Origin of the sequence: Pseudoalteromonas holothuriae (genome assembly GCF_945859825.1) — a bacterium.
Lineage (GTDB): Bacteria > Pseudomonadota > Gammaproteobacteria > Enterobacterales > Alteromonadaceae > Pseudoalteromonas > Pseudoalteromonas holothuriae.
On record NZ_CAMAPC010000026.1, the window covers coordinates 1 to 26,370 of the forward strand.

A 26,370-nucleotide genomic window follows, 5' to 3' on the forward strand; every position below is an offset into this window, starting at 1 on the left:
CTATTTCAGATTCTGGCTCGATTTCAGATTCTGGTTCTATTTCAGATTCTGGTTCTATTTCAGGTTCTGGTTCTATTTCAGATTCTGGTTCTATTTCAGATTCTGGTTCTATTTCAGATTCTGGTTCTATTTCAGGTTCTGGCTCTATTTCAGGCTCTGGCTCTATTTCAGGTTCTGGCTCAGACGCTTGCTCTGTCTCAGGTGCTTGCTCTGTCTCAGGTGCTTGCTCTGCCTCAGACGCTTGCTCTGTCTCAGGTGCTTGCTCTGCCTCAGACGCTTGCTCTGTCTCAGGTGCTTGATCTGCTTCATAAAGTAAACTGTCGATGTCATCAAGATCTAGATCAGAATCTTGTTCACCCTCAATATTCAAAGCATTTTCATCAATAGTACTAGCTTCTGATCCTGCCGCTTGCTCTGCTTCATCGAGTAAACTGTCAATGTCATCAAGATCAATATCATCGGGGTCCAGCTCTGCATCTAGATCAGAATCTTGTTCGGAGGCTTCATCGATTAAATCATCGATATCAAAGTCATCATCGGCTTCCTCTTCAAGCTCAACCCCCTCTTTGCTTTGCTCACCATCGAGCAAACTATCAATGTCATCAGGGTCCAGCTCTGCATCTAGATCAGAATCTTGTTCGGAGGCTTCATCGATTAAATCATCGATATCAAAGTCATCTCCACTCTCACTTTGAACAAGCTCATCGATATCTTGCTGATCATCAGCTAACTCTTCACTTAATGCAGCAAGTGCATCATCGCTAACATCTAGTTCCTCTTCATTGAGTTCTGATTCTGCATTAAGCATGTCATCTATTTCTGAAGAACTCAGTAATTCACCTGTATCTCCATCTAAATCCAATGACACCGTATCACCGGCTTCCGTGTCTTGTTCATCAAAATTTTGCTGCAAGAAATCATCTAAGTCTTCAGGAGTAGCAGTTTCAGCTGTTTCATCATCAAATACGATATCATCGTTGAGCAAGCTATCTAACTCGTCTTGGTCAAGCTCCCCACTCCCCTCATCAAAGGCATCCTCTTCCAATGAATCAAACATAATATCATCGTCTTCTGGCAAGATGTCGTCATCTAATTGAACGCTATCCTCAACCTCCGTATCCACTGCTGCAGTGGGCATACCTAAATCCAGAGGGTCGCTAGCTGCAGCAGGTGCTTGGGGTAAAAAGTCGTCTTCATCATCAACACTATCTTGTGTTTGCTTGCGTTTTCTCAAAAAGAAAATTCCAGCACCAATTGCCAGCAAAGCAGGCAATGTTGCCAACAACACCAGTACAATTGGATTACTTAGAGCAGAGCTAAAATTAAAGCTGCTTTGTGATTGTTTTTTTTGCGCTTCTTGACGCTCAATGAGGGCCGTTTGCAAGTTTAATACTGACTGTAACTGTTGTTGAATTTCGCTATCTTTTCCCAACTGTTCACGCACATTTTGCAATTCTTTTGAGATACTACCTAGTTGTTTCTTTAATTTATCATTTTCGACTAGGATTTCTTCAACATTTTTTACTGAGCTGCGAAACTGTGATTGTAAGTCCATAAGTCTCGAGTCTTGCTCCAACTGAATTGATTTTAGTTGCTTAGTTAATGCATCTTGTGCCTCTTCAACATCAATTTTACGCGCTTGGGTGACTTTCTTCTGAGCCTGTTCTATTGTCTGATTATCAAGCATTCCGCTTTTTTTCAGTTCCCACAAAGCATCATCTTGATCAGAACGCTGTCGTGCAAAGTTAGGGTTTTCTTTGCGAATCTCTCCCATCGTAGGAATTTTCAAGTAGGCGCCATCACGCATATGATTGAGGTTTTGGTCTAAAAATGCTTGAGGATTTTTTCGATAAAGCGCGCTCATCACCTGATAAATACTCACTGAGTCATCAGGTCTAATTTTTTGAGCAATACGCCAAAGCGTATCAGAGGGTTTAATTGGCCCAATTGATCTACCTTGCTGACCATAATCAACTCCTTTTGGCCCTTTAATTTGGGGCTCTTCTAAGCTGTTGACTGGCAATGTGATCAATGTGAAGACAAAGATACAAAAAACGACAAAACCGCGCATGTTGGTCCTTTCAGTACTATGTTCAACATTATTTTTTGCTAAACATCAAAATGTTGCTAATGATTGCTACTGCAAGCTCTATTCCAAGTTCAAACTATAAACCAGTTACCTTGGAATATCCATTGCAACGCATTGAAAATTAACATGCTTATAATAGTTTATGATGAGTTAACTTTAGTTATAGCTAAATTGATAAGTCAAACGTCTGACATTATTGCTTTTGTTATGGCAAGTTGAGGCAATATGCTGCCATAAAGCAGCACATTATTAATGTATTATAATTATAGGTAGTTCGCTACGAGCTCTTCTGCTATCTGCACGCTATTAGTTGCCGCTCCCTTTCGAGTATTATCAGAAACAACCCAAAGGTTTAGGCCAAGTGGGTGAGAAATATCTTGTCGAACACGACCAACATACACAGTGTCATTACCGCTTGCATCACTCACTGGTGTTGGGTAATCCTGCTCATCTGTTATTAGTTCAACACCTGGCGCGTCACTTAACAGCTGCTTTACGTGCTCAATATCGTACGGCATTCTCGTTTCTAGGTGTATTGCTTCAGCATGCCCAAAAAAGACAGGTACTCTCACCGCTGTAGGGTTTACCATTACACTACTATCACCTAAAATTTTATGTGTTTCCCACACCATCTTCATTTCTTCTTTGGTATAGCCATTATCTTGAAATACATCAATTTGAGGAATGACATTAAAGGCGATTTGTTTAGTAAAAACTTGACTATCAACTGGCCTTGCATTCATCAAATTAGCAGTCTGTTTAGCAAGTTCATCAACCGCCTCTTTACCCGCTCCAGATACAGCTTGGTATGTTGAAACATTAATACGGTCAATGCCATAAGCATCATAAATTGGTTTTAACGCAACCAGCATTTGAATTGTCGAGCAGTTTGGGTTTGCAATGATGTTACGATTACGAAAATCAGCCAAACTAGCAGGGTTAACTTCAGGCACGACCAGTGGTACGTCATAATCGTATCTAAAATGTGATGTGTTATCAATTACCACGCATCCAGCTTCCGCAGCGATCGGAGCATACTTTTCTGAAACACTACCACCTGCTGAAAATAACCCTATGTGTGCCTGAGAAAAATCAAACTGTTCAACATCGAGTACTTCAATTTTCTCACCACGAAAATCGAGTTCTTCGCCAGCACTGCGACTACTAGCCAATGCAAATAACTGATCAACCGGAAATTTGCGTTCTTCTAATGTGTCTATAATTTGTTTACCTACGAGGCCCGTAGCCCCTAATACCGCCACATTAAACTTTTGCGACATATCAACCCTCATTCTTTTCAATTACATTAAAACCTAACGTTGCTAATACGTCCCCATGCACACTCATGTTATCAATGTTGAGTGTACTAAATTCACGTCTTGGGGGGTAGTTTTTACGCAGACTGTCAAAACCATGACTTGTTAAATTGGCTCGCATTAAACCATCATCTCTGCGAATATCATAGACTAGATGTACTAAACGCCCTAAGTCTTGTTCTGTTAGGGTTTTTTCTGTTCTACATTTAGTCAGCGCTGGGACAGGTAAAAATGCTTCAAGCTGTTTGTTAGCACATACGCCTAATCGTTCGCACAGACCGTCATACAGCATTTGTGTGCCGCGCGCTTTACCTTCAAGGCTATGTCCTGCGATATGGACACTCGCAAACCGAGTGTATGGTAAAAGCGCAGTAAGAATATTGGGTTCATTCTCCCATACATCTAGTATAAGTTCTAACCTTTGCCCACTTTGAAGTAATTTTAGCAAAGCTTGATTATCTATCACATCACCGCGACTAGCATTGATAAGTAGCATATTTTCTTTTAACTTACTGATACGATTCGCATCCATTAAATGAAAAGTCTTATCTGCCCCCTCTTTAATCAATGGCACATGAAATGTCACGATATCAGCTTGTTCCAAAACAGCATCAATATCTATATGCTCGTCTAAATCCCCTTGCTTAAAACGCAATGGATCACACATTAATAATTTGATACCAGTATCGGCGAGCTTGTGCTGAAGGCACTTACCAATACTTCCAACGCCTACAATCCCCAAGGTTTTACCTTGTAAACAGGTATCAGTTTCTTGGGCATACGCATATAAAGCACTAATAACATATTCCGCTACTGCAACTGCATTACACCCCGGAGCATTTGTAAAAGCGATGTCTTGTTGTGCAAGTAGATGCGTATCAACATGATCAATACCAATCGTTGCAGTACCAACAAACTGCAACTTATTTGCCTGTGACAACAAGGGCGCATTCACTTTAGTCACAGAACGAATAAGTAACGCGTCCACATCCTGCAATGACGATGCCTGTAAGTTGCGACCATCAAAACGCTTAACTTCACCTAAATCAGAAAAAAACTCTTCTACCAAAGGCATATTTTGATCTGCGAGGATCTTCATTTAAAATTCCAAACTGTGCACGAGAGCGATATTGTATACCCAAGCTAATGTAAAATGCGAATTTCGTGATATTGTAATGAAATACCTCTACCCCTAGCCACTCTTAGTTTTTATCTTATGAACACCAGCCGCAATACCCGAAAACATAGCGATTAGTAACAACAAAACCATTAAAGTCGTGGTTTTTTGTTCTGGCAACACAAGTAAGGGACTCATTAACACTGCCAAAACATTAAAAAAAGCCAGTGCCAGAGCCATATTTAAGTGTCCGTGATAACCATACCAAGCACTGATTAAACAGCAAAATAAGTTGAAGAAAATGGCAGGAGTATAAAGATTCACCGACATCCATGTTGCAAATAAAGAAATTGATACCACAAAAATTGAACTAATCATTTAAGGTTCCTTCCTTAATTAATCTTCTAAAACAATAGGCGTGAAAGCTCAAAAATCAATCTTTTTTACGGGTTAATTACTTTTTAAATTTACATCTTAAAAACACCTTGGCAATTAGTCGCTACAAAGCGTACTGACAGGGCTATACCAAATTTATATTTAAAGTAAGCGAATATTGCTTGTATTAACTACAGTAAATGAAGCGTTTTTTCTCTTGAAATGATTCGCCGTAAAGGCTAGTCTAGCCAAGGTGGTCAGACCTCTTATAAGGAAGAACAACATGACACTCATATTCACTTTAACTTTGATAGCGCTTGTTAGCATTGCAAGCTATCACAGAGCAAGCTGGAACACCTCAGTAGGTGTTGCTACAATTACACTACTCATTGGTACCTTTTTTGGTGCATTTGGCGCATTCTCATGGTTACTCTTTTTAGCCATTGTGGTGCCTCTATCACTCACTAATATTCGTCAACAATATATTGTTGCACCTCTTTTCAAAGCGTTTAAAAAAGTAACGCCAACCATGTCAGATACTGAGAAATCGGCTATTGCTGCTGGCACTACTTGGTGGGAAGCCGACCTTTTTTGTGGTAACCCTGATTGGAAAAAGCTTCACCAATACCCACAATCTCGCTTAACAATTGAGGAGCAGGCATTTTTAGATGGCCCAGTTGAAGAAGTATGCGCCATGCTAGACGATTGGAAAGCAACTCATGAACTAACCGACCTCCCTGAAGATGTATGGCAGTACCTAAAAGATAATAAATTCTTTGCCATGATCATTAAAAAACAATATGGCGGTCTTGAGTTTTCGGCCTATGCACAATCTTGTGTATTGCAAAAGCTGACCAGTAAATCAACTTTACTATCATCTATTGTTGGCGTACCAAACTCGCTCGGTCCTGGCGAGTTACTTCAGCACTACGGTACTGAAGATCAAAAAGAACATTACCTACCTAGATTAGCCACAGGTCAAGAGATCCCCTGTTTTGCACTAACCTCTCCTGAAGCAGGTTCTGATGCATCAGCGATCCCTGACTTTGGTATTGTCTGCAAAGGCGAATGGGAAGGTAAAGAAACATTGGGGATTCGCCTTACTTGGAATAAGCGTTACATCACGTTAGCGCCTGTGGCAACAGTCCTTGGTTTAGCGTTTAAACTACGCGACCCTGATGGTTTACTAAGCGAAGACAAAGAACCCGGTATCACTTGTGCTTTGATCCCAACCAATACACCAGGCGTCAAAATTGGCCGCCGCCATTTCCCACTGAATGTGCCATTTCAAAACGGTCCTACTCAAGGCGAAGATATTTTTGTTCCTATCGATTACATTATTGGTGGACCAGCAATGGCCGGACAAGGTTGGCGGATGCTCGTTGAATGTTTGTCTGTAGGGCGAGTGATCACGCTTCCTTCAAATTCGACTGGTGGTATAAAATCATTGGCTCTTGCGAGTGGCGCTTATAGTAGAATTCGTCGTCAATTCAAATTACCAATCGGTAAAATGGAAGGTATTGAGGAATCACTTGCTAAACTTGGTGGTTATGCATACAGCACCGATGCAGCAGTAAGCATGTCAACTGGTGCAGTTGATGCAGGCGAAAAGCCATCAGTGGTTTCAGCTATTTTAAAATATCACCTAACTGAACAAATGCGTACATCTACTATGCATGCCATGGATATTCACGGTGGTAAGGGTATTTGTTTGGGCCCAAATAATTATCTGGGTAGAGGTTATCAAGGTGCACCTATCGCCATTACTGTTGAAGGTGCAAACATTTTAACCCGTAATATGATTATCTACGGTCAAGGGGCGATTCGATGCCATCCATTTGTACTCGCTGAGCTTAATGCAGTGAGCATGGAAGACAAGCAAGCCGCTCTAGAGAGCTTTGATACGTCACTAATGGGCCACATTGGTTTTACCATTTCAAATCTGGTAAGAACTAAATGGTTAGCCTTAACAGGTGCACGTTTTACAAAAGTACCATACGACGACGAAACGGCAGTATTCTATCGCAATGCTAGCCGATACAGTGCATCATTAGCCCTCATGTCAGATATCTGTATGGCAGTCTTTGGTGGCTCATTAAAACGTAAAGAGCGCATATCTGCACGCTTAGGTGACTTGTTAAGTTACTTGTATTTAGTATCAGCAACACTGAAACGCTATAACGATGAAGGCCGTAAGAAAGAAGACTTACCATTTGTACAGTGGAGTTGCCAAGAGCATTTATACCTTTGTCAACGCGCCTTGGCTGACTTAATTAATAATATGCCTTCTGCAGTACTTCGTGGGTTATTAAAAGTATTGCTTTTCCCATTTGGTCGCCCTGTACGTAAACCGACTGATAAGCTTGAGCACAAGATTGCACACATACTGCAGACGCCAAATGCCTCTCGCGAGCGGTTGGCTGCACATATTTACCTAAAAGATGAGCCACTAAACATCCTAGGTAAACAAGAGCAAACTCTGCGCGATATCTTAGAAATTGAACCATTATTTGACAAAGTATGCCGTGCTAAAGGTACAAAGCTACCATTTACTCAGCTAGATAAGGTGGCACAAATGGGCTTAGATTTGGGGGCTTTGAATGAAGATGAAGCAGACAAACTGAGCGCTGTAGAAGCCAAACGTTTAGCCGTCATTAATGTTGATGACTTTGATCCCAGTGAACTCACCGCAGGTCAAGGTGCTAAACCTAATACACAAGGTGCCAGTGCCGCCTAAATTTACTGCATTTCTAAAATGAATCAAAGCCAGCTAATTAGCTGGCTTTTTCATAACTTCAAACTAATATTTTTATCATATAAATTAGCACACTTACACTTGCCCAGCATACCGCCAAACTCTTTGGCCGCCTTGCAGCACACCACTGTAGCAAAGGCATGAACAACAAAGTTAGCAACATAAATATATCAAAGTCCAACACAAATACAATTAAGCACCAAGATAATAAATATAGAATAAAAACCATGGCATGAAGCGTGACTACAATAGCTTGTTGTTGTTTTAAACTGAGCCAAAACAATCTATGTTCTTGGACTAGTTTAGTGGTTTTTATACACATCGAGGCCCATAAAAGAAGCACAATCAGCGCAACCATAGGTGCATACCAATGTAGTAGCTCGGGGCGCTCTTTGCCTATGATAGCAACTCCCAAAGTAAATAGTAAACCGATCACCATACGCCAAATCAATGACCATGTATTATTAAGCCCATAAACAAGCCAAAATGACCACACATTTAGCTGTGAAGGTACATATACAAACTTCAAAGGCTTAAACCAACACGCAACGAGCACGATGGCATTAAATACAACCAAGTAGCTTATGTTCGATAACCCAAGCACTAACAATACTACTGCAATGCCTAATGCCCATACTACAGCCTGAGGGCGATATAATAGTACAACAGCCAAACTTAACTGAGTCACAATAAACGCAACAAAGTGTGGCGCCCTCATCAATTTGTCCCACCCCATGGCAAAAGCTAAAACTAAGGACAGCCAAAGCAAAATGTGGCTTACTAGCAGCAATGTAAAATCAGCTACTAAATGCTTTAATCGACCACTGTGTAAAGAAAAGTGAAACAATCTATGAGGCGTATCTAAGATCACAGGCTTTAATACAAATAGGAGGAGAGTTTGCATCAACAAGTAAGCCACCATCATTTGGTTTGCGGTCTCTACACTGTCACTTTGTACAACTTTGCCTAAACCTAAAAATAAGCCTGCAACCAAGCCTGGGAGAAAAATATAAAACAATGTTGAGATCATCAGTGCAAATTGACTGAGCTGCCTTAATAGCTCCTTTAGTGCGTACTCAAAGGCTTTTTTACGATATTGATAATAATTCACCTACGCCACCGGCTCTGTTGAGAATAAGTGCTGGGTGACAAAGCCCACATCAAGAAATGGTTGTGGCTCATGACTACTGATCAATACCTGTCCAGAAAATGACTGCAACCAATGACATAATACTTCAACCCCGTGTTGATCAAGTGCTGCACTAGGTTCATCTAAAATTAAGTAAGGCGTGTTACGCATAATCGCATTAAGCAATTGCAATTTTTTATTGTTTCCTGAAGATAAATCTTTTACGAGAGTATCTAGAAATGGTTCAAAACCGAATGCTTTAGCAAGTGTTAAAGGCATATCACAAACCCAGCTTTTACTTGTCATGGAGAGTATTTGTCGCGCAGTTAAAAAATCAGGAAAAGGGATTTTATCACAGCCCAAAGCAACATAATCTTGTAAAGCAGTTACTCGCTTGCCCGCCAGTAAAATATCTCCAGTATAGTAAGGATCTAAGCCTGCAATTAAAGTGAAAAGGGTTGTTTTCCCCAACCCATTCTCACCCAAAATACAACATTTCGGTTCCATAAATTGGTTAGTGTAATTATGAAACACCCGCTTATTTGCAAACTGCTTATGTAATTTAATAACATCAATCATCAAATAAATCCTTATTTTTGACGTATGTTATCATTTTAAGACAAAGTGAAATACCGATGCATTTCTCATATATTGTGTAAGCAATGGGATGGACTCGCCCTCAACCTAACGAAGTGGCATTTGTAGACCACAATGGTAATTGTCAGAAAACCACACCCAGAGCTTAATATTCCAGGGCAGTATTTACTGCATATTGGTAACCCCCTAAAAAACGAGGCCTCTATTAAAAGGAGGCTTCTATTAAAAGGAGGTGGAATAGGTATATTCAATAGGGCAATCGTCGCTGTATCGGCAATATAACCCGAATAGCACCTTTTAACAGCTTATAACAAACCCGCTTGAATCGTCCTGACAACTTATGTAAAACCGGCATTGATTGGTACATCATTTGTAATACAGCATCGGCTAAGACATGAGCACATACGGAATCTTTTTTATGGGCAAATTCTTCACGCATCACATCAAAAATCATCACCAGGCGACGTTGTTCTGTATTGTTCCACGCTGTGTGAGAATGCGCATCACAAAATAATAGTACTTTACCGTTTTCCCAACTTTTTATCTCTTTGCCTACCTGAAAACCAGCAGCAGGAATTTCAGCTGGTATACTCAACCCCAAATGCCCTCTGATCACGGCGTCGGTATCCCCTTGGTGTGGATTAATATTAGAGTTTGGCTCCAAAATACTGAGCGATGCGGCTGTTAAATTGGGAATACGGTCCAAGATCGCCATGGTTTTGGGACAACGCCTGCAATTTCTATGCATTTTAATACGCCAGAAGTAGAGCCCCATGGTTTTCCAATGATTCGGAGGAAAAGACATAGATTTATTAATGTAATAGGGCTGCAAACGTTCTGGCTTTTCCGCCACCAATGCGGTCAACTCATCACGGATCACTTCCCAGTTTTCCTCGATCACCGTCACCCAAGGGTATTGCTCTGTTGCGTAAAAATTGGGTTCACCGCCCGTATATTTACCACCAAATATATTAAACCAGGGCCTGATTTGAGTATTCATGCTATATTTCTCCTAGTGCATTTGCGCTTTTATCGCGTCGATGATGGGTGTTGGGTTTTCTTTTACCAAATAGTGACTGCCCTCATGTAAACTTAGACAAAAACGCCCTTTACTCAATCCAATCCAGCTTTGCAGTCCGGATAAAGTCGTCACCGGATCGTTTTGGCTGCCCAAAATGTGGGTGGAGCATGCTAAGGTATATAGTGAAGGTCGATAAGTTTCCAATAAGGTGATATCTGCACGCAAAGTTGCCAAATTTGCTGCCATGGCATCCTTTTGTTCCTGTTGAATATGTTGATGGTCGTAGCGTTGAATAATGGCATCCAGAAACGCATCATCGTCCAATCGGTGTAAATCCCCACCTTTGTGTTCCTGAGGTGAATCGCAACCAGACAACACCACAAATTGCGGTGATTGATTTCGCTTGTCTAGTTCTCCCGCAACTTCATAGGCTATCAGCGCCCCCAAACTGTGACCAATCAAGGCAAAAGGTAGACTGGTATCAATCTGCTCAATAATGTTTTCTACCATGTGCGACATATTCGTAATAGGCGAAACATTGTGATTTTCTCGTCCAGGATATTGCACTGCAGTAATGTTTGCCCCAGGAATACGCCCCTTCCATTCTGCATAGGCTGATGCTCCGGAGCCCGCATAAGGAAAACAGTAAAGCCTCATTCCTTGCTGTTGCTCATCGATGGGTAACAACCAATGGTTCACCTCGGGTGTTGCAGTTTTTTCTTGTGGCAATTTGCCAGTCAGTTGTTGATAGATAAATTGTTTCACGTCCTTGATGGTGGGATAGTTGTACGCCAGAGTATTGGGCATTTTCACCCCTAAATACTGTTCTAATTGCGCTGCAAAAGAGATCGCCATCAAGGAATCCATCCCCAGAAAGTTGAAACGATGATTTTCACCCAGCGTATCAATGGAGTCGATCAACATTACAGAAGCTAGTTGGTCTCTCACAATGCCATCGATTAATGCCAGTGCATCTTGTCGTGGCATGCTGGCAATAGCACTCAATCCATTGTCATCACTAGCAAAACCTTCTTTTGATCCGCTTTCCACTTTGGCAAATAAGGACGGTGATAAAGAGAAATCAATAAAGGCTTTGAATTTCAGCCAATCGACACCGCCTACCATCGCTTGGACAGTGCCAAGTGACAACAGACTTTTCATGGCATCTAACGCTGAAGATGGAGACATGAGCTTCAGTCCCAGTTTATTCAATACCGTTTTTTCTGACTCTTTGGCGCTCATGCCCACTTCACCCCATGGTCCCCAATCAATAGACAGAGCAGGTAAACCTCTGGCAACGCGATAATGAGCCAGAGTATCCAAAAAGTAATTGGCAGCCGTATAATGCGCTAATTCAACAGATCCCCACAGGGCCGAAACGGAGGAATACATCACAAAACAGTCCAAATCAGCATCTGCCGTTAACTCATGCAATAGCCAGGCTGCGGAAATATTGGTTTTTAGAGTGTCCAGCATTTTTTGGGTATCCAACTCAGCAATTTTGCCAAACCAATTCACTCCGGCTGCATGAATCACACCACGCAATGGTTTATCTAAACTCGCAAATAGTTGTGTCATTGCCTTGCTATCACGTATATCCAGACTTTTCACCTGAATATTAACCCCACCACTTTGCTCTGCTAGCTTTTGCATTGCGATTAAGGATTGAACCGCCTGATAACACTTGTGCTTTTTATCCAGCGATGTCCATTGCGACCGTTCAGGAAAACCGGAACGTCCGAGCAACAAAATATCTCCTACTCCCTGCTCCACTAACCATTCACAGGATTTCAGCCCCAGACCACCTAACCCCCCGGTAATCAGATAAATGCCATTTTTTCTAAGTTTTAGACTAGTATTCTCTGGTGCCGATAATGCCTCCAACTGTGCGATAAAGCGCTGATTGTTGCGAATAGCCACTACCCGCTCCTGTTGTGGTAAATGCAGCTGTTTAAGCAGCACTTCGCAAGGAGAATCCATATCGATAATGCCACCGCGCAATTGAGGTTGCTCCAAAAATAAAGTACGCGCAAATCCCCATACCGAAGATTGCATAATTCCCATAACTTCTGGGTTGTCTCCTTCAAGAAAATTCGCATGTTGGGTCAATATCCATAGCGGCATGACCTTGCCTGTTTCCAGCAGTGCTTGTACTACCCGAGTGAGATCTGCCGGGCCATGAACATCTTGATCAACATTCAGCGAATCAACCGTTACTTCACTTGCTCTGCCCATCGAGTTCGCATACAGCACTCGCCAGTGCTCGTCGCCTACCTTCGCTAGCGTATTAAGAATATGAGTAAACTGCTGATGATAAGCTTGCTTTGAGGATTGAGGCGAAACCTGATACACCTGACCATTAAGCCCTTGAATGACCGACTGCATCAAATCTGACGACTCTCCAATGACAATCCAGTTGATGATGTTTGTCATTTGTCCTGCACTAACAGGAGAAAGGTTCCAATTTATTTGATATAAAGGCGGAGTATCGCTTTGCACTTCAGTGCCAGTGTCAATATCAAGAGCTGAAGAAGAAAAAGCATCTAACTTGTCCCAACTCGCCCCTTTTATCCAATAGCGTTTACAATTGAAATGTTGTGGTGGCACTGACACAAATTGTCGTTCCAGTTTTTTATACATTGTATTCCAGTGCAATTGATTCCCCTGCTGATAAAACTTACCAATACTATCTAGCAGCGTATCTGTCTCTCCTCTATCCGCCTTGGTGCGATTACAAGAACGCAAGAACAACGCCTGTTGTTGGACCAAATTTTCATTCAACATCGCCAGTGTTGTGCCTCCAGGACCAATTTCAATAAAGGTTGATAGTTCCCCGATTACCTTCACTGCCTGCTCGAATAGCACCGTTTGTTGCAGTTGCCTTCCCCAGTATTCAGCTGTGGGAGCCTGTTTTTGTACTTTACCGGTAACAGTAGACACCCAGGGAATACTCGGCTCGTTGTATTGCACCTTAGCTGCATAAGTCACAAAGGTATCAACAATGTCTGCCATCATAGGGGAATGAAACGCTCGTTCCGTGTTAAGCTTTTTCACTTCGATATTTTTCGCTTTCGCCATATCAATGGCGTAGGCTATATGCTCTGATGACCCGGCTATAACCGTTGCTTTAGGACTATTTTGAGCGGCAATAGCAATATTAGGTAACAATGCCTCTACCGTTTGCCTGTCTGCCTTCAATGAAACCATTTCACCTGGGGCAACCGTTTCAATCAACTTACCGCGCCGATACAATAACTCCATCGCATCTTCAACAGTCATGCATCCTGCGACAACCGCTGCTGCATATTCTCCTATGCTATGCCCAACTAAGACTTGGGGTGTCACTCCTAAACTAAACCACAATTCAGCCAGGCTGTATTGCACGGAAAAAAGGTGGCATTGATAAGTACTGGCATCCACCTTGGCATGCTCCAAACATTCAAATACCAGTTCCCGAAACGGTTGGCCATGAGTAATTTGGTTATACACAGTCATGCAACGGTCGAAAGCTTGTCTAAACACATCAAATCGTTGATAAAGGGCATAGCCCATTTGAAAGTAATTCTGGCCTTGTCCGGTGAACACAAAGGCTGGATGAGTATGGGGTTGAAGCAGATCTATACGGGAGTTGGCAATGGGCTTAAATCTAATAAATCGTTCTAGCTCCTTTACTAATCCATCAAAGGATTTGACGGTTACTGCAAAGCGAGCTGAAAAATCAGTCCTATGCTGCGCCTGAGTATAACAAACAGAGGCCAACGACATCCCTTGCCATTGAGAGCGACAACCATTGAGCCAATCCAACCATATCCGAGCCTGATTAACTAAAGCAGTATTGTCAGCCGCTGAAAGGGTAAACAACTCACTTTTTACTGTCCGGACAACCCGTGGAGCGTCATTGGAACCGGGCCCCTGTTCAATGATCATATGCGCTAATGCGCCACCAAAACCAAAAGAACTAACAGCAGCTCTGCGCGGCCCGGCACAATGCCATTCTTCCTCATTTTGGGCGATAGATAAACGGGAATCCGCCAATTCAATGGCGGGATTTAAGGTCTTCAAATGCAATTGAGGCGGAATTTTTTCATGTTGCAGCATAGTGAGAATTTTCAATACACTAGCGATTCCAGCTCCTGCCTCTAAGTGCCCAATACTGGCCTTCACAGAGCCAATAAAACAAGCTTCATCTCCCTTACCATAAATTTCTCTTAACTTGTTCACTTCAATTGGATCACCGGCGGACGTGCCCGTGCCATGGGCTTCAATATAGGTCACTGTGGCAGGATCGATTTTAGCTTTAGCCAAAGTTCGACGAATCAACCTTTCCTGAGCATCGGCATTCGGGTGAGTAATGCCGTTACTGTGTCCGTCTTGCCCGAGCGCACTGGCACGGATATATCCCAACACCTTATCCCCTGCCTGCAATGCATCTGCCTTGCTTTTTAGCATCACCAAAGCGCAACCTTCCGCTCGCACATATCCGTCGGCACTGCTATCAAATGTTTTACAGCGCCCGTCAGGTGCCATCATACCAAATTGCGAAAGAGAAATGGTTGGCCCAGGGGAAATCAGGGCATTGACACCACCCGCTATAGCCTGACGGCATTCACCATTATTCACACTTTGTGCCGCCAGGTGCAAAGCAGTTAAAGAAGATGAACAGGCCGTGTCTATTGCCATACTTGGCCCTTTTAAATCAAACAAGTAAGAAATCCGATTAGCCGTAATACTGTTGGCATTGCCCAAACCGGAATAAGCATTAAAACTATCCATACCTGGCATGAGTTTGATTTTCATGTACAGGTAGTCATTCGTAGACACACCAATAAATACACCGGTATCAGACCCTTTTAACTGTTCGCGAGTGAGCCCTGCTCCTTCAAACAGACGCCAACTGGTTTCCAGCAACAAGCGTTGCTGAGGATCGATTTCGACGGCTTCTGTGGGCGAAATACCAAAAAATGCCGGATCAAACATATCGATATCATCCACAAAACCAGCCCATCTGGTGTTGGTTTTTCCGGGGGTGGCTGGTTGAGGATGGTAAAAACTGTCATTATTCCAACGGGAAGAAGGCACTTCTCTAACAGCATCTTTTCCTTGTGATAGCAGCTCCCAGAATGCTTCCGGATTATCACAGCCCCCCGGCAAACGACAAGCCATTGAAACAATGGTAATCGGTTCATCTGTAGCGTGATGTAATTGCATCAAGGACAATTCATCACTGGCAGGAATTAATGGTTTTTTCTTGCCAACAAGCTTAAGTCTTTTTGCTTCGTATTGCACTAAACAAGAAGCGCGAGACACTTTATGATTAAGGGTTCTGGGTAAGGTATTGTTGGCGATAAAAATAATATCGTCCGGAGTAATACCATGTTCTTCTATCAAAGCATTTTGAATTTGCGCTTTCAACTTTTCTGCTTGTTCGAACTTAATATGCCTTGAAGCTTCCTGAACGACAATAAGCTGCTCCCTTTCATTTTGCGTGGTTGCAATACAGGCGCAATTACCATGATATTCACCTACCCGGGCCGAGATACTAAATTCCAAATCTTCCGCGTGATGATTAACTCCCCGAACAATCAGGGTATCTTTCTCTCTTCCGGTTAAATACAGGCGATTATTTTGAATAAACCCTACATCGCCAGTTTCAAAGTAATCACGTCCATCTATACGATGACAATATGCTTTATTGTTTGGCCAGTAACTGCTCGCTACGGCATCGCCAGCCACAACAATTTTGTTGTCTTCGATAATTTGAATAGGAAAGTGCGGCTGTATCGCATAGCCCAATAATTGTCGCTTGGTGGCCTTATCATTGGGAGCATACTCAATTACACTATGGCGCATTTGAGGATATTGTTCAGCGCCTCCAGCTGCCAACAGAGTTGCTTCTGCCAACCCGTAAACCGGAATAAAAGATGATGCCTGAAAACCATTAGGCGCAAACTTGTCGCAAAAAGCATCGAGTGTGGGTACAGAAACAAATTCCGATCCAACAAACACATGTGTCAATGAACTTAAGTCATGGGAGGTTTGTTTAAGTATCTTAACGCAATGGACGAAAGCAAAATTCGGTGCGGCGCACATATTTCCCTGATACTCGTCGATGGCCTTAAGCCAGCGCTCGGGATCACTTAAAAACGCCGCTGGCGGCATTAAAATAGCCTGCCCTCGCTGATACAAGGTCAGCAGTAATCCGACCAGCCCCATATCATGATGCATAGGTAGCCAACCACAGGAGCGCAAATCGTCAGGTAAAGTAAAGATATCAGCCATATCCCGCACAGATGCCATAACATTGGCATGACTGAGTTTTACTCCTTTGGGCATAGCCGTCGAACCTGATGTAAATTGAAGGTAAGCCGTATTCTGCGAAACGATACTAATCGATTTCAATTCCCCTGATTTTGCATCAACTTTAAGTTGCTCCATTGACAACAGTTGTCCGGTTAATCCATCTAAGCCAGATAGCGCTTTTATAGCCAGGTTGTCAGACACTATCAAATTTGCACCTGCTGCCTGAGCAATATTAAAAACTCTGGATAAACCTTTTTTGTCCCGTTCTCCTTTGGGTGTTGGCACGGGCACAGCCACCACACCAGCCACCATGCAACCAAAGAAAACCGACACAAAGTCCACCATATTTTCCAAAGCGACTAATACCACATCCCCAACATCTGCATGACGTTGTATCGCCGCACCATGTGCAAGACTTTGTTGTTCTAGCTGTTGATAACTGAATTGGCATTCAAGCTCCCCTTTGACATCCAAAAACGTTAGCGCAGTTTGTGCTGCTTGGTGCTTAGGACAACAAAGAACCAAATCGGTTATTACCGGACCACTTTTGGCCTCATTAGAAGATAAGGTTTTTTCAGTAATGGGAGTAATTTCTTGAACATTCATATCCATTTCCTTTTTGAATTTAAATGGCTGCAAAGGAGATCTGCATCCATTAGTTGTGCTAGCGCAGAGAACTGACGACTTTGACTCACCTGATCCAAAATAAAAGCCGCTAATGGGAGTGCGTACTGCATCCCTAACTGTGTCGCTGGACGTTGAATAAAGTATTGATTTAAATAGGTATAAGCGAAATCCTGAAGCAACCATCGTTGCAATCGATTTCGACCAGCCATGAGGTGTGCGGCTTTTATAAGCCTCAACCAACAAAGGGCCACATCAACATCCGGATTACCAGCCCGGGCATCCACCCAGTCAATGAATATCAATTGACTCTCATCAACCAAGGTATTCAATAACGTCACATTGTTGTGACATACCCTTGTAGCTTCTGGAGTATTCTCCAAACATGCAAGTAAAAGGGTTTCGGTTTTAGGTGGCAGGCTACCGCAGGTTAAAAACAGTTCTTCAATATAGTCATTGAGCAAGGGAAAGCTTTTCGGAGCTGCGCGTTGATGAAGCTTTGCATGTTGCCTTGCCAGTAATCGTGCATATGTGCGTAATCGCCATGGTTTAGTTAAAACAGCCTGCTTTACACTCAATCCTTCAATACGATTAAAGACAAGTCCCGTGCGACTGCCTACTTGCACCAATGCGTTAACTGCAAGGGGGGTTAAACCAGCGTCGCTAGCCTGTTCCACCATCCGAATTTCATGCTGAATATGAGATTCAGTGATCGTGGGTAAGTATAATTTGAGCACCTGCTTATCAGACCAACTGTACACCTCACAACTGTTCCCTGTTGCAAAGGGACGAATGTTTAGATCAGGATATACATTTGATGGATTCATGCGAACAACCCCATCAAAGCTTTATTGTACTGCTGTTGATCCGGATCGATGAGATTAGGTAAAAAATCAGAATGATGATGGTGATTTTTGCTGATAAGCCAGAATGCCATTAATGGCATCCAGCGCAGTACGTTTTGGCGACATTCAGGCCTAAGCTTGAGATACCGGCGCAAATAACCTTGGGCGAACTTGCGCAATATCCATCGCTCGATATTACTACAAGTGGTGACGTCGTTCGAAATATTAGTCATACGCAACCAGCATAAAGCAACATCAGCATCGACATCTCCCTGCATGGAACCAGCCCAATCGATCAACGTAACCTGTTTATGTTTATTAATAATCAGGTTATCTAAATGAAAATCGGCATGGCAGACTCGGCTATCCGTCCCCATTTCGCGCAATCGAATCATTAGTTTGGCCCGTAACTCACCTGTTAAGATGTCAGATTGCTCAATTTTCTTTTTGAGTTCTTCTTTCAGGTGCGGAAAACCTCGCGGAGCTTGCCGCCTGTGAAGTGCAATATGGCAACGTGTGAATAGTTTGATATACGGCCTTAGTAACCAAGGTTTTTTGCGTAACATCACCGCCATAGTTTCACCTTTTATCTGGTTGTATATCAATCCCTGTCGCTCACCTATCTGGCATTCAACGCCGGGTTCCAAATGGGTTAATCCTGCTTGAAAAGCCTGCTTAACCATATGCGATTCATGGTCAATATGACGTTGATTAATCTGTGGGTGAAACAGCTTAATCACTTTGTCTTCCGGCAAAGAGAAAACTTCACAGGTGTTACCAAAAGCAATGGGGTTACTATTCTTTTCAAGCATCATTCCATTCTCCGCTTATCTTCAAAAAACCCCTGCGGGAAACGCAAATGGATAGTGGCTGGCTGCCCATCTATTCCATTGTTTCCCGGTGTGCCAGTTAATCCAGTTTGACCATAAGGTTCACCTATGCCGGGTTTGCCTCCTATCCCCGCCAAGCCCCCATTTCCACCAACCGGGAAGGGGGTAAATTGATTAACTCTGGCTTCATCCTGTAAGGCATCGATGGTAATAAACATTTCGCCTCCGCCTGAAGCATGTCCGCCGTGACCGCCATGACCACCGTTTCCACCCGTACCACCAATCGCATCCACTCCATTTCCTCCCGCACCACCTTGACCGCCATTGCCACCGTCTCCGCCATCTGCCGCACTGGCAATAAGGTTCAAACACCCACTTAACCAACCTATTCGTATTAAAGCACGACGAGACCCATTACCGTTGGCCCCGTCTGTTCCAGCCGTGGCATCACCACCATTGCTACCCGAACATTCAGAGGTTGTCGCTGACACTCCTTCAACACCGTTCACACCATGGCTCCCAGATTGTCCTTTAGCTGGTTTGAGAATGATATCCGCCCCAGAGTTAACGCTTCCTAAAACGTTGATTCGATTAATAAACACCCATGTGTCTGTTTGCAAACGCAAACAGGCGCCTGATGACAAGGTCAAGGTGTCAATAAAGAGGTGGGTTTGCTCATTGAGCAATCCCTCAATGATCAGTTCACAGCCTTTGTCGATCGTGACATTACGATAACCATAAACAGTAATATGGTTGCGCTGTTTGCTTATAGGTGAAGCATCACCCAACTTTTCATCCCAATGCAACAAAATACGGGGATGGAGTGCCTGAACGTTTAAGAAAGGGAGGAGGTCATCTGACGTCAATTTAAACTGCGCCAGATGCTGTTCCCATCCCTGAGCTGATGCAGCCAAAGTCATCTTTTATTGCCCCGGATCCAATAAATCCAAATAGGTAGACAGCGCATGATTGGTGCTTCCATTGCCAGAGTTAAACGCACCACCATCAAGGTTGACCTTGTTTCCAACACTAAACATGGGAAATTGAAATTCAATCTTGGGTAACACATCCGTAGGCCGAACTATTTGGTAATTGTTATTGGCGAAGAGATTGTCGTAGGCTTTGGAAAAACTCGGTGTTGCTGCCGGTAATGCGCCAAATGTATAAATAGCGTTTACTGTTCGCTTTCCAGCTAAAGGATTGATTTGTAAATCTAGCGCAATCAGGTTTGCCAATGAACCGCCGTCAGAATGCCCAGTAATCAAAACCGGCTTATTCTTGGCACTGTTCAAAACGTCTCGAAGCGAGCTCCGAATAGAATTATAGATATCAATCAATGGTTGAGAATACTGTCCATAGTCAACATCGCTACTTTCAGGCAACCATGGGATCACACCGGCAGCTGAAGCGCTGATATTATTCATTGTTTCCTGCCAGGTAACCGCTCCACGAGCAGCTACAACCAGATAACTCGGCCCATCATACAAACCAACCCATGCATCATCGTTGCCGCCGTAGTAATTAATCACAGCATAGGGATTAAAGTTAAATGAAGGCGCAGTACCGGGGTGTTGATACTGTTGGTAAACCACCGCTAGAAGCGTACCCAGAGTAAAAGCCAATGCAGAGTCAAACCCCGACAGAGCACCGGAGGTAGAGACTGAGTCTTTTGTAGTATCCACAATACTTTTATGGTTTAACAAGCCTGCATAATAATTGCCATCCCTTTCAAACCACGGAGAGTCATAACCCGGAATATAGACACCAAGTTGCTGACTAACTCCCGCTTGATAAAAGCCTTCACTTGAGTTAGGTGCTGTTGGAAATAAATCCCCAGCCGCCTCAACCCGATAGCCATTCGGTACCAAACTTCCAAACAGGGATTTCCAGTTTTCATCTCCAAAAGCCGGACCACTGAAGATATAACTCGCCAACCCAGTAACCGGCGAATCATTTTCTCCTTGAACGGGTTCCTTACCGGGTCGAATATCCATGGCAGCCATTTGTGCCAGAGGCGCACCTGGACCAAGGCCAACAGTAATAACTGGCATACTGCTACTATAACCGGGAATGTTATTCTTCACCTTATGCAGATCTTTTAGCATATTGTTACGAATAACCACATAAAGCTGCTCAAAACCCAAAGTCACATTCGCGTTATTGGTAACGCGTCCGCCAGCTATACTACCTGGCAGCTGCTGCAGGTTTTGGTTGATTGACGGCAAGTAGTAGCTTAAAAAAGGCGACCATTGCGCCCCTAACACCAAAGCGCAGACTTTGACCGAATCGTTTCCAATGGTGAGGGGTTTACTAGCAAAAAAGTACTGGGAAGCACCATAGTCTGCACTGACGCTTCCCTGATAATTAAGCTGCCAGTTTCTTGGCAACATGCTGGAGTTCATTGGCTGGTTGGCAATCACTGCCAACTCAACCAATTGTGCCGCCAATGACGAGTCATAAGCCATAGGATTAGAAGAGGCTAATTGAACGCTCATGAACTCCCTCCATTTTGGTAAATAGCAACCGCATTTTTAGCAACGATGCCGGCTCTACCTGCGCTCCCTGGTGCACTATCAGCCCCTGTAGAACCTGACTCCGCCAAGGAAATAGGGGCCGAAGCTTCCGTTACTTCGTTTTTACCTCCTGCTCCACCTCGACCACCAACACCCGCCGCCCCTGCAAGCCCGGCCACTCCGGCGATACTCTGGAAGTTACTCTTATCTAGTTTAGGGCCATTGTTGGTTGTATATTCCAGTACTATAAAGCCGGAATCCCCGCCAACACCGCCATCACCACCTTTACCTCCTTTTCCACCATTGCCTCCGTTGCCGCCTGTTGCAGGCTGGCAGGTTGGCTTAGTGCCTTGTAAACAATTCCCCATTCCATCCAAATTCATCTGACCTGCATTGCCTCCTGCTCCGCCATCACCACCCGTGCCTCCTTGCCCACCTTGTTGCCCACTCCCGGCCTTAGTGGTTACCGTCAAAGGTGAATTACCTTCAATGGTGTGCAAAGACAAAATGATATTCATTCCAGCCAGTCCACCATTACCATTACGCCCATCACGTCCGGGTCCACCATTAGTTCCATTTTTTCCTGATGTCGAGCATGTACATTTCCCTTTGTCAGAGATATATAATGGATTTTTGTATCCACCATTGGTGCCATTTTCTCCCGCAGGAGGTGGTTTAACTGTTGGCCCTGCTTGTGCTGGCCCGCTATAAGATGCCGGTTGCAGTCTGATTACAGCTTGTACACTCATAAGAAACTCCTTCACTTCTTAAGTTGGAAAAGGAACCAATTATCACCTTTTCCAACGCTTTATACGTGTATTATTTAGTTTAGCGGCAGCTTTTGTTTAATAGAATAGGACTTGTATTTGCCTGTTTTACCAGCGCTGCCCGCAGCACCGGTTTCGCCACTTCCGCCAGCCGGGTTCCCTGTACCGCCAATTCCCCCTGAACCACCACTACCTCCTGTCCCGCCTGTCAACAAATCCGTCAAATCAGACTCAGATGGGTAAACAATATCCGGAATCGTGTTACCGGTATAGGTAATCAATATATCGGGGACATCCCCGCCATTCCCGCCGTTACTGCCAGCTCCACCATCGCCACCTTTACCCCCTGCACCTTCTGGTAAATACGAACAATTATCATCTTTGTCTGCGCTAGCACCGCCATTTCCTCCCGGCCCACCGGGTTGACCGTTACCACCATTACCACCATTTGCTGGCATGAAAGTAAAGGGAACCTTTCCGTGGACTTCACCCAAGTCAAAAGTAGCTAAAGTAAAAAATTGACCATCACCAGCAGCTCCGCCGGGTTGCCCCGCGATGCCTGTGGAGCCATCTCCCGCTGCGCTTTGTCCCGAGCACGAATGTTTGCTGGATGTACCTTGTTTGGCGTTTTTGCCACCGTTGGCTGGTCCCGGTGGATTCGAGTTAGTTGATCCATTTTGTCCAGATGAAGCTAAAATTTTAATACCTGTCATGACATCTTCCTCCCGTAGTTTATAGAACCGTGAATACTTGACTGGAAATGATAAAAGGCACGTCAGACTGGATAAAGCCTCCATCCTCAATGGTCACCGTGCCATAAACCAAATGCACAGGCTGACCACTATGGTCACCTTTGACTATTAAAGGGTGATCTTTAGTGATCGTGATATCTTGCGAACTGGATACCGCCATCATGAGCGGCTTTCTGAAGAACGTGGTATTAATGGCGTCCTTGTAATCCTGTAATTTCGATGAATCCCCATGTAAATAGCTATTCATGGCCTGCTTCAAAACCTTATGCTCCTCTTTGGACAGCTGCTTTTTGAAGTCAGCATCCTTGGGATTCATTTTCGCGATACTTGATTGTGCAAAGGGGGCGGGATAATCAATATCGGAATCATCTGCTGTCCCATTGTGATAGTATTCGCTGGGGTAACCGACCTTATCATTGAGATCATCAATATCCTTCACGGCAACCTGTTTTGTGTAGTTATGCTCATGCCCTACTTGAAGTCCACCAGGGTGATCAGATGTGTTGGTACTTTCAGGCGTCGCGCTTTTATCAATTGTATATTTAGCCAATGTGGCGTCATGTGCCGCTTTTTGGCTATCTGTCAAATCACAGAATTTCTTACTCATGAGTTGTTTCCTTTTAAAATTAAATTTATCAATTATTTAGATAAAGAACTGACAACGATACTCAGTGCTGGCAATTTACCTGCACTGCCAGCTTCTCCACCACTGCCACTAAATCCTTCAGTTCCAGACATCAGCCCAGCTCCTCCTTTGCCACCTAGCCCGGGCTTACCCGGCTGTCCATCCAGAAATAAAGAAGGCAATTCCTGTTTTGAGGCAAAATCTATTTGTGGCGGGACATCGAGACAAGACACAATTAAATCTGTGCCTCTGGCACCGTTGCCTCCATTACCGCCGTTTCCACCATTGCCACCATTGCCGCCATTACCAGCATTGAGGGAATCGCACACCCCCATTGCGTCACAACCATTGCCGCCTATACCACCATTACCGCCATTGCCACCGAGACCACCATTACCGCCACAGGCTGAACCAAACCGAACCTTGATGGTGCCGGAGTAAATGTCGCTCTTGAGCAAGCAAAAATCGGCCATGCGTCCATCAGCTCCCGATGCACCGTGATTCCCATGGTTTCCGGGCAATCCCTGTGTTGCCTGAATTTGTCCCATACACACCGGCATGGGATACTCATCTACCACCGAACCCTGGACAGCATTTCGTCCATTAGCACCGTTATATCCGTCGGGCGCATTGGCTCCCGGCTGCCCATCTTCTCCAACAAACAACAAATTAGTGATGGCAGCAAAACCAGTATCAATGACAACAGGGGTATACACACACAACTGCGCTTCATCGTCCATTGTGAGACTACCTGTGATCACACACACCGGATGAGTTTCAGGATTGTTTAAATACAACGGTGAACCGCTGCTCACATGTAAGTGCTCGGCGGCGTACAATGTGACAGTCAATGGAAAGTGGATGGCGTTGATATGAGACTCATATTCCGCCACTTTGTGAGAGTCACCTTTGATATAAGCCACATAAGCCATTAAGGTATGCGCCAATTGCTCTGGCGTCATCTTGCTTTTAAGTTGGCAAATATCGAATTGACATTCCGCCAATGAAGGCATATTGACACTGTTAAAGGGCGGTGGATAATCCACATAATCATCCTCTAATCCAGCACTAAAACTGGCGTCAGGTATGCCTCCCAATTGCTTTAATTCCTGTACTGTGAAAACCGTTTTAACGGCAGTAGGAATCAGATCGGAAAACGCCAATGAGTGCCCCAAATGCAGTCCGTTTACATAGACAGCAGTATCCACCTTCTCCATCACGCAATCTGGAGCAATACCATATCGCAACAGGCGTTCAGAGAACGATTCTCCAACACACAGCTGATGACTAAATGATTGTTCTATTGACATCCTTGTTCCAGCCCATCACTATTGGTGACCTGAACAGCCAATGTACTCGTCAACCCGCTTTGACTGGTTAAGACATAGTTGGTGTCTTGAGTAACGGTCACTTCAACACCTCCCTTGCCCTCTTCATCAATTGGCGCATCAATATTTCCAGGTATCAGGGTCATTTTGCTGATGTTCTGTACAACCCAATTTAATGTGATCTTCTCGCCAGCTTTAATGTTTTCTTTGTCTGGACTGAAATACATAATTTGTGGTACATCCGTTTTACCACCCAAGTACTGTTCCAATGGTCCGCCAGAACCATCGATTGTATAAGTGTTGGGTACATCATCCCCATTCCCACCTTGCATAATTGCATCGACAGCATTCTTAGCAGCGAAAATGGGGTAAGTCAGATCAGGGTTCTTGAATTTGAAGTACAAAATCCTGGCAGAAGCCAACTCAACCGAGATAGATGATGAGTGCTGATATCCATCACCATTATCAACAATCAAGCTAAATTCGAGTGAAGACTGATTGGGACTATTCCTGAGAAACCGTTTAAGTTGTTGCCCACTAAAAGTCTGTTGACCGTTATTGGCAACGAGAATCGGCCCGCCATACTGGGGCTGAAGGTAGGTTACATTGCTGTAGAGCGTTTCCCAGCTCAGAGTAACGGCATTATCATCATCAAGACTAACATCTGTTGCCGGTTCAGCTGTAAAACTGCTTATGACAGGTTTCTCTGTATAAACATTGATAATGAAGGGGAAGTAATCTCCGGCATCATTGTATGCCGTTAAGGTATAAGTGGATGTATAGTTGTCCCCACTTTGTACTTCCGGCGTCCACTTCAAACTCGTTGAGAAGGTCTGCCCATTTCCTTGTACTTTGGTTTTGATTTCCTTGCCGATGGGTTCAATAATAATTTTACTGGCAGCATTGGATGTGAAGAACAATGTAGTAGACTGCCCTTTCCCGATTTTCACCGGATTGGCATAACCAACCATGTCCAACTTGGGCTGCAGCTTTAGCACACTAAGGTTGCTAGTATGTGTTTCACCATCCACTTGCTCAATCAGTGCTATCTTACCAATGCTGTTATTGTCAGTAATTGACACATTGGAAAAAGAAAATTGCACGGATTTCCCTGGGTCCAGCGACACACCGTCATCAGGCTGAATCACAAAAACCACACCACTGGATGTGGTTTGAGCCGCATTGCTCCAGCTTTTCTCTTTGCTTGACGGATGCACATCAGCACTATTGGCAGTGAGATCCAAGTCAAACTGCAAAGAGACCCTAATGTTGTCCTGCTTTTTGCCATTGGACGGATTAGTAATGGTGAGAGTGAGTGTAACGTTTTCACCTTTTACTGCACCGTATGGACTAAGATTGTAATTTAATATGGTACTCATAATGACAA

18 protein-coding genes are annotated in these 26,370 nt (G+C 43.8%); 1 reads left to right on the forward strand and 17 read right to left on the reverse strand.

Annotated features, from left to right (window positions below; genetic code table 11):
- The 4 genes from OCI93_RS19695 to OCI93_RS19710 all read right to left on the reverse strand — a co-directional run.
- Nucleotides 1-2,071 (reverse strand): FimV/HubP family polar landmark protein (locus OCI93_RS19695; protein ID WP_315942823.1); only part of this gene is annotated, 2,071 nt, incomplete at its 3' end.
- Nucleotides 2,072-2,352: 281 nt separating this feature from the next.
- Nucleotides 2,353-3,369, reverse strand: coding sequence for an aspartate-semialdehyde dehydrogenase (locus OCI93_RS19700; RefSeq protein ID WP_261594327.1), 1,017 nt, complete (start codon nt 3,367-3,369; stop codon nt 2,353-2,355).
- A 1-nt stretch (nt 3,370) separates the two neighbouring features.
- The gene (locus OCI93_RS19705) at nt 3,371-4,504 is read right to left on the reverse strand and encodes a 4-phosphoerythronate dehydrogenase (RefSeq protein ID WP_261627110.1); all 1,134 of its coding nucleotides are present in this window, start codon (nt 4,502-4,504) and stop codon (nt 3,371-3,373) included.
- 93 nt (nt 4,505-4,597) lie between these two features.
- Nucleotides 4,598-4,900 carry a DUF6419 family natural product biosynthesis protein gene (locus OCI93_RS19710; RefSeq protein ID WP_261627111.1) on the reverse strand — a complete coding sequence of 101 codons (303 nt, stop codon included), beginning with the start codon at nt 4,898-4,900 and terminating at the stop codon, nt 4,598-4,600.
- Nucleotides 4,901-5,180: 280 nt separating this feature from the next.
- Here OCI93_RS19710 and fadE point away from each other — a divergent pair, with 280 nt between their 5' ends.
- Nucleotides 5,181-7,634 (forward strand): acyl-CoA dehydrogenase FadE, encoded by a 2,454-nt coding sequence (fadE, locus tag OCI93_RS19715; protein WP_261627113.1) that lies wholly within the window; start codon nt 5,181-5,183, stop codon nt 7,632-7,634.
- A 58-nt stretch (nt 7,635-7,692) separates the two neighbouring features.
- Here fadE and OCI93_RS19720 read toward each other — a convergent pair whose 3' ends face one another.
- The 13 genes from OCI93_RS19720 to OCI93_RS19780 all read right to left on the reverse strand — a co-directional run bounded on the left by OCI93_RS19720 (nt 7,693) and on the right by OCI93_RS19780 (nt 26,362).
- Nucleotides 7,693-8,763, reverse strand: a complete 1,071-nt coding sequence (locus OCI93_RS19720; protein WP_261594323.1) for a DUF6136 family protein — start codon at nt 8,761-8,763, stop codon at nt 7,693-7,695.
- On the reverse strand, nt 8,764-9,360 hold the full coding sequence (locus OCI93_RS19725; RefSeq protein WP_261627114.1) for an ATP-binding cassette domain-containing protein: 597 nt from the start codon (nt 9,358-9,360) through the stop codon (nt 8,764-8,766).
- Nucleotides 9,361-9,625: 265 nt separating this feature from the next.
- Nucleotides 9,626-10,378 (reverse strand): aspartyl/asparaginyl beta-hydroxylase domain-containing protein, encoded by a 753-nt coding sequence (locus OCI93_RS19730; protein WP_261594321.1) that lies wholly within the window; start codon nt 10,376-10,378, stop codon nt 9,626-9,628.
- Nucleotides 10,379-10,390: 12 nt separating this feature from the next.
- Nucleotides 10,391-17,305, reverse strand: a complete 6,915-nt coding sequence (locus tag OCI93_RS19735) for a type I polyketide synthase (protein ID WP_261627115.1) — start codon at nt 17,303-17,305, stop codon at nt 10,391-10,393.
- A complete protein-coding gene (locus OCI93_RS19740) occupies nt 17,302-18,150 on the reverse strand; it encodes an aminoglycoside phosphotransferase family protein (protein WP_261627117.1) in 849 nt (282 codons plus the stop codon). Before OCI93_RS19740 ends, OCI93_RS19735 begins: the two co-directional genes overlap by 4 nt.
- Nucleotides 18,147-18,983, reverse strand: coding sequence for an aminoglycoside phosphotransferase family protein (locus tag OCI93_RS19745; protein WP_261594318.1), 837 nt, complete (start codon nt 18,981-18,983; stop codon nt 18,147-18,149). Before OCI93_RS19745 ends, OCI93_RS19740 begins: the two co-directional genes overlap by 4 nt.
- A complete protein-coding gene (locus OCI93_RS19750) occupies nt 18,980-19,918 on the reverse strand; it encodes a hypothetical protein (protein ID WP_261594317.1) in 939 nt (312 codons plus the stop codon). Before OCI93_RS19750 ends, OCI93_RS19745 begins: the two co-directional genes overlap by 4 nt.
- A gap of 3 nt (nt 19,919-19,921) precedes the next feature.
- Complete coding sequence (locus tag OCI93_RS19755; protein ID WP_261594316.1) at nt 19,922-21,493, reverse strand: lipase family protein; 1,572 nt, start codon at nt 21,491-21,493, stop codon at nt 19,922-19,924.
- Entirely contained in the window at nt 21,490-22,260 is a 771-nt protein-coding gene (locus OCI93_RS19760; protein WP_261627118.1) for a hypothetical protein, read from the reverse strand. The genes OCI93_RS19755 and OCI93_RS19760 overlap by 4 nt, the downstream gene beginning before the upstream one ends.
- A 74-nt stretch (nt 22,261-22,334) precedes the next feature.
- On the reverse strand, nt 22,335-22,736 hold the full coding sequence (locus OCI93_RS19765) for a hypothetical protein (protein ID WP_261627119.1): 402 nt from the start codon (nt 22,734-22,736) through the stop codon (nt 22,335-22,337).
- Between the two features lie 274 nt (nt 22,737-23,010).
- Nucleotides 23,011-23,637: a hypothetical protein gene (locus OCI93_RS19770; RefSeq protein ID WP_261627120.1), complete on the reverse strand. Its 627-nt coding sequence runs from the start codon at nt 23,635-23,637 to the stop codon at nt 23,011-23,013.
- 32 nt (nt 23,638-23,669) lie between these two features.
- Nucleotides 23,670-24,965 (reverse strand): hypothetical protein, encoded by a 1,296-nt coding sequence (locus OCI93_RS19775; RefSeq protein ID WP_261627121.1) that lies wholly within the window; start codon nt 24,963-24,965, stop codon nt 23,670-23,672.
- The gene (locus OCI93_RS19780) at nt 24,956-26,362 is read right to left on the reverse strand and encodes a hypothetical protein (RefSeq protein WP_261627122.1); all 1,407 of its coding nucleotides are present in this window, start codon (nt 26,360-26,362) and stop codon (nt 24,956-24,958) included. The genes OCI93_RS19775 and OCI93_RS19780 overlap by 10 nt, the downstream gene beginning before the upstream one ends.
- Nucleotides 26,363-26,370 lie beyond the last annotated feature (8 nt).